Source organism: Zobellella taiwanensis (assembly GCF_003012795.1).
GTDB classification, from domain to species: Bacteria; Pseudomonadota; Gammaproteobacteria; order Enterobacterales; family Aeromonadaceae; genus Oceanimonas; species Oceanimonas taiwanensis.
The window spans coordinates 22112-36230 of record NZ_PXYH01000018.1 but is presented as its reverse complement, the minus strand read 5'-3'; the positions used below and the strand labels follow the sequence as shown (position 1 = coordinate 36230).

The 14119-nt window shown below is 59.5% G+C and carries 14 protein-coding genes; 12 read left to right on the top strand and 2 right to left on the bottom strand.

Going from position 1 to position 14119, the window contains the following annotated elements; genetic code table 11:
• The first annotated feature begins 6 nt into the window (after window positions 1-6).
• Both nhaR and C7I36_RS12715 read left to right on the top strand, forming a co-directional pair.
• Window positions 7-954, top strand: coding sequence for a transcriptional activator NhaR (gene nhaR, locus C7I36_RS12720; protein WP_106454076.1), 948 nt, complete (start codon window positions 7-9; stop codon window positions 952-954).
• A gap of 28 nt (window positions 955-982) precedes the next feature.
• The gene (locus C7I36_RS12715; RefSeq protein WP_106454075.1) at window positions 983-1276 is read left to right on the top strand and encodes an ArsR/SmtB family transcription factor; all 294 of its coding nucleotides are present in this window, start codon (window positions 983-985) and stop codon (window positions 1274-1276) included.
• A gap of 75 nt (window positions 1277-1351) precedes the next feature.
• Here C7I36_RS12715 and rpsT read toward each other — a convergent pair whose 3' ends face one another.
• Entirely contained in the window at window positions 1352-1612 is a 261-nt protein-coding gene (gene rpsT / locus C7I36_RS12710) for a 30S ribosomal protein S20 (protein ID WP_106454074.1), read from the bottom strand.
• 196 nt (window positions 1613-1808) lie between these two features.
• Between rpsT and murJ the strand changes: the two genes are divergently transcribed.
• The 6 genes from murJ to ispH all read left to right on the top strand — a co-directional run bounded on the left by murJ (window position 1809) and on the right by ispH (window position 9088).
• Window positions 1809-3365 (top strand): murein biosynthesis integral membrane protein MurJ, encoded by a 1557-nt coding sequence (gene murJ / locus C7I36_RS12705; RefSeq protein WP_106454073.1) that lies wholly within the window; start codon window positions 1809-1811, stop codon window positions 3363-3365.
• A 67-nt stretch (window positions 3366-3432) separates the two neighbouring features.
• Entirely contained in the window at window positions 3433-4380 is a 948-nt protein-coding gene (gene ribF / locus C7I36_RS12700; protein WP_106454072.1) for a bifunctional riboflavin kinase/FAD synthetase, read from the top strand.
• A 5-nt stretch (window positions 4381-4385) separates the two neighbouring features.
• The gene (gene ileS / locus C7I36_RS12695) at window positions 4386-7211 is read left to right on the top strand and encodes an isoleucine--tRNA ligase (RefSeq protein WP_106454071.1); all 2826 of its coding nucleotides are present in this window, start codon (window positions 4386-4388) and stop codon (window positions 7209-7211) included.
• Window positions 7211-7699, top strand: a complete 489-nt coding sequence (gene lspA / locus C7I36_RS12690; RefSeq protein ID WP_106454070.1) for a signal peptidase II — start codon at window positions 7211-7213, stop codon at window positions 7697-7699. The genes ileS and lspA overlap by 1 nt, the downstream gene beginning before the upstream one ends.
• Window positions 7696-8142: an FKBP-type peptidyl-prolyl cis-trans isomerase gene (gene fkpB / locus C7I36_RS12685; RefSeq protein WP_106454069.1), complete on the top strand. Its 447-nt coding sequence runs from the start codon at window positions 7696-7698 to the stop codon at window positions 8140-8142. Before lspA ends, fkpB begins: the two co-directional genes overlap by 4 nt.
• A gap of 1 nt (window position 8143) precedes the next feature.
• Window positions 8144-9088: a 4-hydroxy-3-methylbut-2-enyl diphosphate reductase gene (ispH, locus tag C7I36_RS12680; protein ID WP_106454068.1), complete on the top strand. Its 945-nt coding sequence runs from the start codon at window positions 8144-8146 to the stop codon at window positions 9086-9088.
• A gap of 115 nt (window positions 9089-9203) precedes the next feature.
• Here the strand turns inward: ispH and C7I36_RS12675 are convergent, their stop codons facing one another.
• Window positions 9204-9596 carry a type IV pilin protein gene (locus C7I36_RS12675; RefSeq protein WP_106454067.1) on the bottom strand — a complete coding sequence of 131 codons (393 nt, stop codon included), beginning with the start codon at window positions 9594-9596 and terminating at the stop codon, window positions 9204-9206.
• Between the two features lie 94 nt (window positions 9597-9690).
• Between C7I36_RS12675 and C7I36_RS12670 the strand changes: the two genes are divergently transcribed.
• The 4 genes from C7I36_RS12670 to C7I36_RS12655 are packed head-to-tail and all read left to right on the top strand — an operon-like array spanning window position 9691 to window position 14104.
• A complete protein-coding gene (locus tag C7I36_RS12670) occupies window positions 9691-10179 on the top strand; it encodes a GspH/FimT family pseudopilin (RefSeq protein ID WP_106454066.1) in 489 nt (162 codons plus the stop codon).
• On the top strand, window positions 10170-10832 hold the full coding sequence (locus tag C7I36_RS12665; protein WP_106454065.1) for a PilW family protein: 663 nt from the start codon (window positions 10170-10172) through the stop codon (window positions 10830-10832). The genes C7I36_RS12670 and C7I36_RS12665 overlap by 10 nt, the downstream gene beginning before the upstream one ends.
• Window positions 10822-11988 carry a pilus assembly PilX N-terminal domain-containing protein gene (locus C7I36_RS17455; RefSeq protein WP_106454064.1) on the top strand — a complete coding sequence of 389 codons (1167 nt, stop codon included), beginning with the start codon at window positions 10822-10824 and terminating at the stop codon, window positions 11986-11988. Before C7I36_RS12665 ends, C7I36_RS17455 begins: the two co-directional genes overlap by 11 nt.
• A gap of 4 nt (window positions 11989-11992) precedes the next feature.
• Entirely contained in the window at window positions 11993-14104 is a 2112-nt protein-coding gene (locus C7I36_RS12655) for a type IV pilus modification PilV family protein (RefSeq protein ID WP_106454063.1), read from the top strand.
• Window positions 14105-14119: the final 15 nt, after the last annotated feature.

The window sequence follows — 14119 nt, the reverse complement described above, 5'->3', positions numbered from 1 at the left end:
ACGGCGTTGTCACACCTTAACTACAACCACCTGTATTACTTCTGGATGACGCAGAAAAAGGGCTCGGTGACCAAGGCGGCCGAGGCCCTGTTTCTCACTCCCCAGACGGTAACCGGTCAGATCCGCCAGCTGGAGCAACGGTTGGGTGGCAAGCTGTTCAAGCGCAAGGGGCGCCAGCTGGAGGCGAGCGAACTGGGCCAGCTGGTATTCCAGTACGCCGACCGGATGTTCAGCCTGTCCTACGAAATGCTGGATATCGTCAACTACCGCAAGGAAGACCATCTGGTATTCGAGGTGGGTATCGCCGATGCCTTGTCGAAGCGTCTGGCCAGCCGGGTGCTGCTGTCGGTGATCCCCAACGACGGTTCCATTCACCTGCGTTGTTATGAGTCCACCCACGAAATGCTGCTGGAGCAACTCAGCCAGCACAAGTTGGACATGATATTGTCCGACTGTCCGGTGGACTCGGCACAGCATGCGGGCCTGCTGTCGAAAAAGCTGGGAGAGTGCGATATCGGCTTCTACTGCCGCGAGCCGCTGCCTACCAAGCCCTTTCCTGCCTGCCTGGAAGAACGCAAGCTGCTGATCCCGGGCCGGCGCACCGCCATGGGGCGGCAACTGCGGCACTGGCTGGAAGTGCAGGGCCTCAAGCCCCAGATCCTGGGCGAGTTCGACGACGCCGCCCTGATGAAGGCCTTTGGTTTTTTCAACCAGGGCATCTTTGTGGCGCCGGCCATTTACCGGGACGCCATCTTGCAGTATCAGCCGGTGATTGAGATCGGCCGGGCATCCGAGCTGAAGGAAGAGTACTATGTGATCTTTGCCGAGCGGATGATCCAGCACCCGGCGGTAAAGCGGCTGTGCGAGAGCGACTTTACCCTGCTGTTTTCCGGCCTGGATGATTTTTCGGCGGTCAAGGTCCCGCCGCCCACCTTCGACAGTGAATTAAGCTGAGAACCTGAACGTGAACACGACTATGGCAATGAATATCGAGGAAATGGAAGCCAACGCGGCCAAAGCGGTGAAGCTGCTCAAGGCCCTGGCCAATGAACGGCGGCTGTTCATATTATGCCACCTGCTCGACAAGGAGCTGTCGGTGGGCGAGATGAACCAGCATCTGGGCCTGAGCCAGTCGGCCCTGTCCCAGCATCTGGCAATATTGCGCAACGACAAACTGGTGGCTACCCGCAAGGAGGCCCAGACCGTGTATTATTCCCTGCAGAGCGATGAGGTGCGGGAGGTGATCGCCCTGCTGCACAAGCTGTACTGCCGCTAGCACAGGCGGCCCGACAGACAGGCAACAAAAAACCGGCGCTAGGCCGGTTTTTTCGACACCTGGATTAAAGCCGGATTACAGGGCTTTGATCTGGGCGTTCAGGCGGCTCTTGTGGCGAGCGGCCTTGTTCTTGTGGATCAGGCCTTTGGTAGCCATGCGGTCCAGCAGCGGCTGGGCGGCATCGAACGCTTTCTGGGCGTTGGCCTTGTCGCCGGTGGCGATGGCGGCAACCACTTTCTTGACGTAGGTGCGCACCATGGAACGGCGGCTGGCGTTGTGCTTACGGCGTTTCTCTGCTTGAATCGCGCGTTTCTTAGCAGATTTGATATTAGCCAAGGTAAAACTCCTGAAACTGTCTTAGCGAGTGTTCTTAAAAGGCCGAGGAATATGCCTTTTTCACCGCAGATTGTCAATTGATTTGTACAAATAAACACCGCCTGTGGCCAGGCACAGGGCGGGGGGTTAAACTGTCGGCCGGATTCTAGCAGCATTCGCCTGCATTCAGCAATTTTCTTACCGAGAGGTTTTCATTTTGAGCAAGGCGCTGTTGCGGTCGGGCCTTATCGTGTCGGCCATGACCCTGGTTTCCCGGGTGTTGGGGCTGGTGCGTGACGTGGTGATCGCCAACCTGATGGGGGCCGGGGCATCGGCCGATGTTTTCTTCTTCGCTAACCGTATTCCCAACTTCCTGCGCCGGCTGTTTGCCGAGGGGGCTTTCAACCAGGCCTTTGTGCCGGTGATGACCGAATACAAGCAAACCCGCAGTTTCAAGGACACCCAGGATCTGCTGGCGGCAGTGTCGGGCACCCTGGGATTGATCGTGACCGCGGTAACCCTGGCGGGTATCGTCGGTTCTGGGCTGGTCACCGCCCTGTTCGGCGCCGGCTGGTTTATGGAATGGCTGAACGAAGGCCCCGAGGCGCACAAGTTCGAGCTGGCCTCGCTGCTACTGAAAATCACCTTTCCCTACCTGTGGTTTATCAGCTTTACCGCCATGGCCGGGGCCATTCTCAACACTTTCGGCAAATTCGCGGTGTCGTCCTTTACTCCTGTGTTTCTGAACGTGTGCATTATCGCTGCGGCGCTGTGGCTGTCGCCCCGCCTGGCGCAGCCGGAAATCGGCCTGGCGATAGGGGTATTCGCCGGTGGCCTGGTGCAGTTTTTGTTTCAGTTTCCGTTTCTGGCCAAGCTCAGACTGCTGGTGCGCCCACGCTGGGCCTGGCGTCATCCGGGGGTGGTCAAGATCCGTACCCTGATGATCCCGGCCCTGTTCGGGGTGTCGGTGAGCCAGGTCAACCTGCTGTTCGATACCATGCTGGCCTCCTTCCTGGCCACCGGCTCCATCAGTTATCTGTATTACTCCGACCGGTTGCTGGAGTTTCCGTTGGGCCTGTTCGGCATCGCCATCGCCACCGTGATCCTGCCGGCCCTGTCCAGCCGTCATGTGGACGACGCCAAAGACGGCTTTGCCGCCACCATGGACTGGGGGGTGCGCATGGTGCTGCTGATGGGCTTTCCCGCCATGCTGGGGCTCATCGTGCTGAGCGAGCCCATGCTGAGGGTGCTGTTCATGCGCGGCGAGTTTGGCATGGAGGAGGTGGCGGCGGCAGGCAAGAGCCTGGTGGCCTACGGCCTGGGGCTGCAGGCCTTTATGCTGATCAAGGTGCTGGCGCCGGGCTACTACGCCCGCCAGGACACCCGTACCCCGGTGCGTTTCGGCATTATCGCCATGGTGGCCAATATGGTGTTCAACGCCATCCTGATCTTCCCCCTCGGCTATGTGGGACTGGCCCTGGCCACCGCCCTGTCGGGGGTGCTCAACGCCGGCCTGCTGGCCTGGGGCCTGAGCCGGCGTGAAGTATACCGTCCCGGCCGTGACACCTGGCTGTTTGCGCTCAAGGTGGTGATGGCGGGGGCCGGCATGGCGGTTTTGCTGCGGTGGCTGTCGCCCCCGCTGGCGGCCTGGGCCGACTGGAGCCTGGCCCGCAGCAGCCTGCACCTGCTCGGTTACATAGGAGCGGGGGCACTTTGCTATGGTGCTCTGTTGCTGTTGGTCGGAGTGCGGATTAAGCACTTGAAAACCCGGTAGCAAGGGCTGATCCCGAACGCCGGCTGGGGTATAATCCGCCGATTTGCAGGGGCCGGCAGCAGGGTTTATGGAGCTTATTCGCGGCATTCACAACATCAAGCCATGGCATCACGGCTGTGTACTGACCATCGGCAATTTCGATGGTGTGCACCTGGGTCACCAGGCGGTCTTGCACCGGCTTACCAAGCAGGCGCACCGGCTCGGGGTGCCGTCCTGCGTTATGGTGTTCGAGCCTCAGCCCCAGGAGTTGTTCGCCGGGGCCGAAGCGCCGCCCCGGTTGACCCGGCTGCGGGAAAAATACCAGCAACTGGCCCGGCTCGGCATCGATCGCCTGCTGTGTGTGCGCTTCAACGCCGCCTTCGCCGCCCAGTCGCCGGACGACTTTATCCGCGGCCTGCTGGTGGACCGGCTTGGGGTACGCTTTCTGGTGGTGGGCGACGATTTCCGCTTCGGCCGCAACCGGGATGGGGATTTTGAACGGCTGACCCGGGCCGGGCGCGCCTTCGATTTCGAGGTGGTCAGTACCCAGAGCTGGCGGATGAACAGCCAGCGGGTGAGCAGCACCCTGATCCGAGAAGCTCTGGCGGCAGACAGGTTGAACCAGGCCGAGCAGATGCTGGGCCGGCCCTTCAGCCTGTGCGGCCGGGTGGCCCACGGCGCCAAGCTGGGGCGGACCATCGGTTTTCCCACCGCCAATGTGGCGCTCAAGCGCCAGGTAATACCGGTTGCCGGAGTCTATGCGGTTGAGTTGCTGCTGGATGGCCGGCGTCATCCCGGGGTGGCCAATATCGGCCACAAGCCTACCGTCAACGGCACCCTTGCTCTGCTGGAGGTTCACCTGTTCGACTTTGCCGGCGACCTCTACGGCAGGCAGGTGGAAGTGGTGCTCCGCCACAAGTTGCGGAATGAACAAAAATTCGCTTCCTTTGCGCTGCTAAAGGAACAGATTCAACGCGATGCCGCCATTGCCCGGGCCTGGTTCGGGCTGGCGGTGTCAGAACCGGACGGAATGTAGGACTCATGAGCGACTATAAAAATACCCTGAACTTGCCCGAAACGGAGTTTCCCATGCGCGGCAACCTGGCTCAGCGCGAGCCGGAGATGCTCAAGCGCTGGCTCGAGGAAGACCTGTACGGCGCCGTTCGTCGCGCCAAGGCCGGCAACAAGCCCTTTATCCTTCACGACGGTCCTCCCTACGCCAACGGCAGCATTCACATCGGTCACTCGGTCAACAAGATCCTGAAAGACATCATCGTCAAGTCCAAGGGGCTGCTGGGCTACGACTCCCCCTACATTCCCGGCTGGGACTGCCACGGCCTGCCCATCGAACTGAAGGTGGAAGGCAAGGTCGGCAAGCCCGGCGTCAAGGTGTCCGCCGCCGAATTCCGCGAGGCCTGCCGGGCCTACGCCAAGGAGCAGATAGAAGCGCAGAAGACCGACTTTATCCGCCTGGGCGTGCTGGGTGACTGGGACAATCCCTACCTCACCATGAACTTCGACACCGAAGCCAACATCATCCGTTCGCTGGCCAAAATCATCGACAACGGCCACCTGCACAAGGGTTCCAAGCCGGTGCACTGGTGCACCGACTGCGGCTCCGCCCTGGCAGAAGCGGAAGTGGAATACGAGGACAAGCGCTCGCCGGCCATCGACGTGCGCTTTAACGCCGTGGATGAAGCCGCGGTGGTGGCCAGCTTCGACTGCGCCGAGGGTCACGTCGGCCAGGGCCCGGTATCGGTGGTGATCTGGACCACCACCCCCTGGACCCTGCCCGCCAACCGGGCGGTGGCGCTGCATGCCGAGCTCAACTATGCCCTGGTGCAGGTGGAGGGCGACCACCCCGAGCGTCTGATCCTGGCCGCCGATCTGGTCAAGGACGTGATGGACCGGGCCGGTATCGCCCATTACCACAACCTGGGCTATTGCCAGGGCGCCGCGCTCGAGCTCAAACGCTTCCGTCACCCCTTCTACGACGTTGATGTGCCCGCCATTCTGGGTGACCACGTCACCACCGACTCTGGCACCGGCGCCGTGCACACCGCCCCCGGCCACGGCCAGGAAGACTTTGTGGTGGGGCAAAAATACGGCCTGGAAGTGGCCAACCCGGTGGGCGGCAACGGCGTCTACCTGCCCGACACCGAGCTGTTCGCCGGCCAGCACGTGTTCAAGGCCAACGACGCCGTGGTGGAAGTGCTCAAGGAGCGCGGCGCCCTGCTGCACCATGAGGCCTACAATCACTCCTATCCGCACTGCTGGCGCCACAAGACCCCCATCATCTTCCGCGCCACGCCCCAGTGGTTTATCAGCATGGAGCAGGCCGGGCTGCGCCGCCAGGCACTGAAGGAAATCCAGCAGGTGCAGTGGGTGCCCGAGTGGGGGCAGAACCGCATCGAGGCCATGGTGGAAAACCGCCCCGACTGGTGTATCTCCCGCCAGCGCACCTGGGGCGTGCCCATTGCCCTGTTTGTGCACAAGGACACCCAGGAGCTGCACCCCCGCGCCACCGAGTTGATGGAAGACGTCGCCAAGCGGGTGGAGCAGGCCGGCATCCAGGCCTGGTGGGATCTGGATCCTGCCGAGTTGCTGGGTGAGGAAGCCGACCAGTACGAAAAAGTGCTGGATACCCTGGACGTCTGGTTCGACTCCGGCTCTACCCACGCCTCGGTGGTGGACGTGCGCCCCGAGTTCCAGGGCCATCCCGCCGACATGTACCTGGAAGGCTCGGATCAGCACCGGGGCTGGTTTATGTCGTCGCTGATGATCTCCACCGCCATGAAGGGCCACGCCCCCTACCGGCAGGTACTGACCCACGGCTTCACCGTGGATGGCCAGGGCCGCAAGATGTCCAAGTCCATCGGCAACGTGGTCAGCCCCCAGGAGGTGATGAACAAGCTGGGCGCCGACATACTGCGGCTGTGGGTGGCGAGCACCGACTATTCCGGCGAGATGACGGTGTCCGACGAGATTTTGAAGCGCAGCGCCGACGCCTACCGCCGCATCCGCAACACCGCACGCTTCCTGCTGGCCAACCTGAACGGCTTCAACCCGGCCACCGACATGGTGGCGCCGGAAGACATGGTGGTGATCGACCGCTGGGCAGTAGGGCGTGCCCGGGCCATCCAGCAGGACATCGCCAAGGCCTATGACGAGTACAACTTCCACCTGGTGACCCAGAAGCTGATGCAGTTCTGCTCGGTGGAGATGGGCTCCTTCTACCTGGACGTGATCAAAGACCGCCAGTACACCGCCAAGGCCGACAGCCTGGCGCGCCGCTCCTGCCAGACCGCCCTCTACCACATCGTCGAGGCCCTGGTGCGCTGGATGGCACCGATCATGAGCTTTACCGCCGACGAGATCTGGGCATTGCTGCCGGGCGAGCGGGATCGCTTCGTGTTCACCCAGGAATTCTACGACGGCCTGTTCGGTCTGGCCGAGGGCGAAACCCTGAACGACGCCTTCTGGGCCGAGCTGCTCAAGGTGCGCCAGGCGGTGAACAAGGCGCTGGAAAGCGCCCGCAACGACAAGGTGATCGGCGCCGGCCTGGAAGCCGAGGTGACCCTGTTCGCCGACGAGGCCCTGGCCACCCGGCTGGCGGGGCTGGAGGACGAGCTGCGCTTCGTGATGCTCACCTCCAGGGCGGTGGTCCGGCCCCTGGCCGAGGCCGAGGGCGCAGCCGACACCGAACTGGCCGGGCTCAAGGTCCGGGTGGCCAAGAGCGGCGCCGCCAAGTGCGATCGCTGCTGGCACCATGTGGAGGACGTGGGCAGCCACGAGGGCCATGAGGGCATCTGTGGCCGCTGCGTGTCCAACGTGGCCGGGGACGGCGAAGTTCGCCGGTTCGCCTGATGAAGCCATTGTTCGATACCGGTCTGCGCTGGTGGTGGCTGGCCATCGTCGCCATGGTGCTGGATCAGGTGACCAAGTGGTTGACCGTGTCCTACCTGGAGTACGGCTACCCGGGGGTGCAGATCACCCCCTTCTTCAACCTGGTGCACGTGTACAACCCGGGGGCGGCCTTCAGCTTCCTGGCCGATCAGGGTGGCTGGCAGCGCTGGTTCTTCGCCGGCCTGGCCTGCGCCGTGACCGTGCTGCTAAGCCGCTGGATGTACAAGGCACCCAAAAGCGCCCGCTGGCTGCCGGCGGCTTACGCCCTGATCATCGGCGGCGCCCTGGGCAACGTGATCGATCGCCTGGCCCTGGGCCATGTGGTCGATTTTCTCGACTTCTACGTGGGCAACTGGCACTGGCCGGCCTTCAACCTGGCCGACAGCTTCATCTTCGTCGGCGCCGCCATGATCATCATCGACAGTTTCAGAAAGGAGCCGTCCCAATGAGCAAACAGATAGGTCCGAGCAGCGAGGTGCTGTTCCACTTCACCATCAAGCTGGAAGACGGCTCGGTGGCCGACAGCACCCAACTGCACGGCAAGCCCGCCAAGCTGCGGATGGGGGACGGCAGCCTGACCCCCAACTTCGAGGCCTGCCTGCTGGGATTGAGCGAGGGCGACAAGTCCAGCTTCGAGCTGGCGCCGGACGACGCCTTCGGCCCGGTCAACCCGGACAATATCCACCATATGGAGCGCAGCCGCTTCGCCGCCGACATGGAGCTGGAGGAGGGCGCCATCCTCTCCTTCACCCAGCCCAACGGTGCCGAAATCCCCGGCATAGTGCGCGGGGTGGCCGGCGACTCGGTGACCGTGGACTTCAACCATCCCCTGGCCGGACGCCGGGTTACCTTCGAGGTCGAGATCCTGGCCGTGGATCAGAACGGAGCCTGACATGGAGATATTACTCGCCAACCCGCGCGGCTTTTGTGCCGGCGTGGACAGGGCCATCAGCATAGTGCAGAGCGCCCTGGAGAAATTCGGCGCGCCCATCTATGTGCGCCACGAGGTGGTGCACAACCGCTATGTGGTGAACAAGCTCAAGGACGCGGGCGCGGTGTTCGTGGACGAGCTGGAGCAGGTGCCGGACGGCAATATCGTCATCTTCTCCGCCCACGGCGTGTCCAAGGCCGTGCGGGAAGAGGCGAAAAACCGTGGCCTCAAGGTGTTCGACGCCACCTGCCCGCTGGTGACCAAGGTACACATGGAGGTGCACCGGGCCAGCAAGAAGGGGATTGAGACCATCCTTATCGGCCACGCCGGCCACCCTGAGGTGGAAGGCACCATGGGCCAGTACGAGAGTGCCGAGGGCGGCATGTACCTGGTGGAAAGCCCGGCCGATGTGGCGGGCCTGGTGGTCAAGCACCCGGACAATCTCACCTTCGTCACCCAGACTACCCTGAGCGTAGATGAAACCTCGGACGTGATCGACGCCCTGCGCGCGCGCTTTCCCACCATAGAGGGGCCGCGCAAGGACGACATCTGCTACGCCACCCAGAACCGGCAGGACGCGGTGCGCGAGCTGGCCGCCAAGGTGGATTTGCTGCTGGTGGTGGGTTCGCGCAACTCCTCCAATTCCAACCGCTTGCGGGAGCTGGCCGAGAAGATGGGCACCCGCGCCTATCTGATCGACTGCGTGGAGATGGTCGAGCCGGCCTGGCTCGAGGGCGCGGCGCGCATCGGCGTGACCGCCGGCGCCTCGGCCCCCGAGGTGCTGGTGCAGGAGGTGATCTCCCACCTGCAGGCCCTGGGCGGCAGCACGGTGGTGGAGCATCCGGGACGGGAGGAAAACATTGTGTTCGAGGTGCCCGCCGAGCTCAAGATCAGGCCGGTAAGCTGATATCAAGGCGGTGCGGGTGCCATGGCGCCCGTCCGCCTCGCAACAGCGGCTCCCATGTCCATAATGGACAGTGCCCTTCGTTCCCGGCATGGTCCGGTTATCCGTGCCGGCGAACCTATTGCCAGCAGATGGCGGGGGCCTTGTCGCTGTCTCTGGTGAGGGTCAGCTCGCTGCAACTGGTGGCGCCCTCTTTGTCCTGCTGCTGGCTGGAGCCGGACTTGGCCTCGGCCCTGAGCACATAGCCGGCGCCGGACAGGGCGGCGCTGAACTGGTAATGGGCACTGGCTGAGCCGCCGATAAGATCTACCGCCGAACTGGTATAGGAGGGATGGGAAATGCGCCACTCCTCCTGGGCCAGCTGCATTTTGTAGAGCGTCTGGATCGCTTCTATCCGCTTGCTTTTAATCAGGAAAGAGGAAAAAGAGGGATAGGCTACGGCAATCAGCAGGGCAAGCACGGCCACGCTGATCAACAGTTCGATCAGCGTAAAACCTGAATACCTTTTCATCCTGACCATCCTTGTCTAACCGCGGGCTTTGGCTAAAGCTTAAACCAAGCTGCGCCATTTACCGCAGCGGATCTCTGCCTCATGGAGGAAGCGGGTGACAAGGGTTCAGGCTGGTCTCACCTTGGTCGAGCTGTTGGTCGGTATTGCCGTTATGGCGGTACTGCTGACCCTTGCCGTGCCCAGCTTCCAGAGTCTGCGCCAGCAGTACCAGGTGCGCAGCGCCGGCATGGCTGTTTATGCGGATCTGCAACTGGCGCGAAGCGAGGCGATCAAGCGCAACCGGGCGGTGAGCCTTTGTTTTACCAATTCTGATTCTGTTGATTGGCTCTACAGGCTGTATGATTCAGACGAGTGCAGCGGTACTGAGATCGAAAGCACAGATAGTCGGAATTACCCTTCCATTCACCTTAAGTCAAATATAGGAACCAAAATCACCTTCAGGCCGCGCCGCAATACTTTCTTTGCTGGGAATATCACTGTTAAGAACGGTAGCTATGAGATGAAGGTAGTCGTTTCCTCTTCCGGAAGAATTCGAACCTGCTCTGAGCATAATCTGCTGGGGGTGCCTTCCTCATGTCCCTGAATCCACAAAAAGGCATGACTCTGGTGGAAATGCTGGTATCGCTGGTGGCCGGCCTGGTGGTGGTGGCCGGCGGGATTTCCCTCTTCACCTCGGTGATCGTCTCCGGCAATACCACCCTGATGCTGTCCCGCCTGAACCAGGACGTGCAGGCGGTCACCGATATCATCGCCCGGGATATCCAGCGGGCGGGATATCACCCCAGCGCGGCCATAGATATAGCCAATGAGGTTTCTCCGGCCCTGTCGGTGGCCAGGAAATACATCTTTTCCACCACGGCTGACCTCTATACCGCCGCCGGTGAAGCACAACCCAGCTGCATCAGGGTAAAGTACTGGGATCCTGAGCCGGCTTCAGGCACCGGCAGCGTTGTCCGGACTTATGGCTACGCCTCGTCCAGCAAGTTGCTGCGGGTGTACACCCTCTATACTGAACCAGATAGTGCTGCCCTGACCAATGCTGACTGCACCGGCGGCAACCAGTTGGTGTCGAGCACCGAAGTCGTGATCGACAACCTGAGTTTCGAACTGGTTTCCGGCAGTACTCCCACCGGAGTGCGGGCGGTGAATATCCGCATTAGCGCCTCCCATGCCAGCAACCCGGATCTGTCCATCAGCCTGGAGCGACGGGTAAAGGTAAGAAACGATGGCTACTGATATAAAAAATAGCATCCACGGCGGCTTCACCACCTTGGTGGTTACCTTGATACTCTTGTCAATACTGGTGGCGGTATCGGCCTTTATCGGCAAGGTGCTGATCGCCGACAAGCGGCTTACCCTGAACGAAATCGAATACCGGGTAGCCATGGCGGCGGCCGAAAAAGGCATAGCCGAGGCAATGGCGGAGCTCAAGGTCAATCCCGCCGTCACGGCCATCTCCGGCAGTATCGCCACCGCCGCCGCCAATGGCAGCTACCAGGTGACCATTAGCCCCAGTGGGATGGCGGATGTCACCGATATCCTTTCGGTGGGCACGCTGGACAGCGGCACCACCGCCATCGTCACTGTGCAGGTGGCGGAGTGGGGGATCCTGAACCCTAACAACTCAGGACCCGCTGCGCCCTTGCTGGTGGCCGGCACCCTTCCCGCCAACGGCAGCATCACCATAGTGGCCAATCCCAACGGCGGTGGCCCTGGCGTGCCCGTGTCTATATGGTCGGCCGGGGACGTCAATATTGGCGGCAGTGCCACGACCTGCGGCCTCGATGAATATCAGAACGGTGGTTGCAACAAGGAGAACGCCTACAGCTACAAATCGGGCAGTGAAAGCATTATCGGCCCGGATATCGTCGCCAACGATCCCGACTTTCCCGATGATCTGGTGGACTATGTGTTCGGTGAGCCGGATACCGCCGAAGGCTGGGCCAGGATAGAATCGCGGGCCACGGCGATCGTCAACAGCTGCGCCGATCCCAGGATCACCGGCGGTGCCGGCGTTTTTATCGTGGAAAACGTATCAGACTGCACCATCGGCTCCATCGGCAGCCGGGCGGCGCCTATAGTGCTGATCACCAAGGACAGCAACCTCACCATCAACGCCAATAGCCAGGTTTATGGCTTGGTCTTTGCCTACGACTCCAACCCGGCGGATGGGGACAACTATGACATCAAAATCAATGGCGGCGCCAAGTTCTTCGGCATGATGCTGGCCAATCATAACAATATCGATTTGCCCAACGGCAGCTATGCCGCCATCTACGACCCCGAGGTGTTGTGCAGTATCAACTTCTGTAATGGGGGAGGCTCGGGTCCTGGTGGCAACCCCTTTGTCGCCATCAGCTATGTGCCCGGCAGCTGGAAGGATTGGGAGTAAGGCCATGAGGAGACAGAGCGGCTTCGGCCTGTTGGAGGTGATGATTGCGTTTATTCTGGTGGCGGTTACGGCGGGAACCCTGCTGCAACTGAACAAGGTGTACCTGGAGTACAGCCGGGACGGCCGTTACCGGGAAGTGGCGATGCGTCTGGCCGAGTCGAAGCTCGATGAGCTGAGAGGCTTTGACAATATTACCGATTACCAGGCCATAGTAGGCAGCAGCGCTCCCGAGTCGGTCCAGGTGGACGATACCGATTATGCCATCGAGTGGGAAGTAACGGATTATGGCTGGGACGGCAGCGCCTGGGTGACGCCGCCCCCTTCGGGGGTGGCTTCCGGGAAGAAGGAGATCGAAATCGCCGTGGGCTGGAGCGAGCCCGAGAGCGATGAAGTCTTGCTGGCCGAATCGGTACTTTCCCCCAATCTGTCCATCAGCAGCGGCCCCTTCGGCACCGGAAGTGGTAACGCGAAGTTGGGCTTGGGCGGACCCGATGTGGCTTACACTCCGGGTGAGTTTCCAATGGTAATACCCATTGAACTAGGCAATGGGATGACACAAGAAACAACCAAACCGCTGCCTGATATCATCAAGAAAGGACAAAGTATAGAGGGCGTCCGAGTTACTTTTGATACATTCGTTTACGATGAAAACACTCAAAGCCGGGTGCAGCAAGATTTGGTTACTGTCTCTTGCAATTGTCAGCTGGATGGCTCGGGGACTACGCAATTACCGGCGCAGCGGGCCTTGGCCGGTGATTATGTCTATTGGAAAAAGGGAGAGGCTGCTGCTATTGCAAAACCAAAGGGGAAAGTAGCAAATAACGATCAGGATCCACTCTGTGTTCGTTGCTGTGAACGTCATTTCGATGGTAGTAGTGGCGAGTTTTCAAACTGGTATGATGCGTTTAAATATACTGCTAACAATCAACCCCATGAGCATTATCCCAGCTCTAGTGACACCCCAGTCAGCGGTACTCAAACTTATCTGGAAGCATGCAGGTTTATCAGGATTGATGGATTTTTCGAAGTGGCTCAAGACTGGAACTTGATTGCTTTTAACATTCTTGATGATGGGCTTTTTACCAATGTTGATTTTGCCCCGGTTTATCAAGGCTATGTTAGGAGTGTGGTTGTTGATTATATAGATAAGCAACTAAATAAAGATGGTGACTTCCCTGGCTTAAAAGATGATGAAGTTATGACCTTGTCAGAATATCTTGTAAGCGAGGGTGTTCCATCTTCTCCATTCTCCACGACTGATATTTCCATATCACCCATGAGTCGCCAACTTATGGCGAGGGGGGTGTATGTTGATCTTTTATCCGAAGAGCTTCGGCTTTTTCTACAAGAGAAAATAAGTGCAGATTCAAATATTGAAGAGTTATTAAATTATGTTCCTTTTTATGAGGTGAATTTAACGTTGTTAGCTGATTGGCTGCCAGTCGATGGTAATAAAGGTTGCTCACCTTATCCTGAAGGGGGTGGGTTCGATGTCCTATGTGTTACCAGTCAGGATATACCAGCAAAATCAGGTAATAACAAGGATGGGATCTACAGCCGAGGGCGTGTCAGTATTAAAAGTGGAGTGGCTTCTGGTACAGCAAGAGTGACGGCTAATATTAGAAGAAGCAATAGTGGGATTACATCATTTAAGGAGATATCACCATTTGAGTTCAGTTATATTAGAAGCTCGTATCTTGATATAAAAATAGGGGCTTTTGGGGATTTTAGTAATAAATCCAGCATTTCTTCGGCTCTTCAGTGTAAAACCTATGAGCTAAATGTTGATGGTGAATATGATATTGTGGCTTGTTCCGAAGAACAGTTTTCTAGCATAACAGTAAGCTACTCTGGTTCTGGTGGCTGCTTGATAACACCTGTAGTCGGAAACTTGGAAGGCTTTTATAACTGCTTTGTTGACCCTAATGCTGGGGATGTTACCGTCACTCCTCAGTATAATGCTGGTATTGCCAAGATAGAGTTTCTTCTAAGTCAGGATAATCCAGTGTCGGTAACTGGGACTGACCCTGTGTATGTTCCTGGGCCATGCATTACCGTGGTGCTGAATCGACCAGACGATCCTGAAGCAGCATTGCCTGACGTCTGTGGGCAGTGAGATGGTGCACGATAT

Coding starts and splice junctions, on each gene's coding strand:
- fkpB (WP_106454069.1), top strand. CDS start 7,696: ATGAGCAAACAGATAGGTCCGAGCAGCGAGGTGCTGTTCCACTTCACC.
- C7I36_RS12665 (WP_106454065.1), top strand. CDS start 10,170: ATGTCCCTGAATCCACAAAAAGGCATGACTCTGGTGGAAATGCTGGTA.
- ribF (WP_106454072.1), top strand. CDS start 3,433: ATGGAGCTTATTCGCGGCATTCACAACATCAAGCCATGGCATCACGGC.
- C7I36_RS12715 (WP_106454075.1), top strand. CDS start 983: ATGAATATCGAGGAAATGGAAGCCAACGCGGCCAAAGCGGTGAAGCTG.
- C7I36_RS17455 (WP_106454064.1), top strand. CDS start 10,822: ATGGCTACTGATATAAAAAATAGCATCCACGGCGGCTTCACCACCTTG.
- lspA (WP_106454070.1), top strand. CDS start 7,211: ATGAAGCCATTGTTCGATACCGGTCTGCGCTGGTGGTGGCTGGCCATC.
- C7I36_RS12655 (WP_106454063.1), top strand. CDS start 11,993: ATGAGGAGACAGAGCGGCTTCGGCCTGTTGGAGGTGATGATTGCGTTT.
- ispH (WP_106454068.1), top strand. CDS start 8,144: ATGGAGATATTACTCGCCAACCCGCGCGGCTTTTGTGCCGGCGTGGAC.
- C7I36_RS12675 (WP_106454067.1), bottom strand. CDS start 9,596: ATGAAAAGGTATTCAGGTTTTACGCTGATCGAACTGTTGATCAGCGTG.
- ileS (WP_106454071.1), top strand. CDS start 4,386: ATGAGCGACTATAAAAATACCCTGAACTTGCCCGAAACGGAGTTTCCC.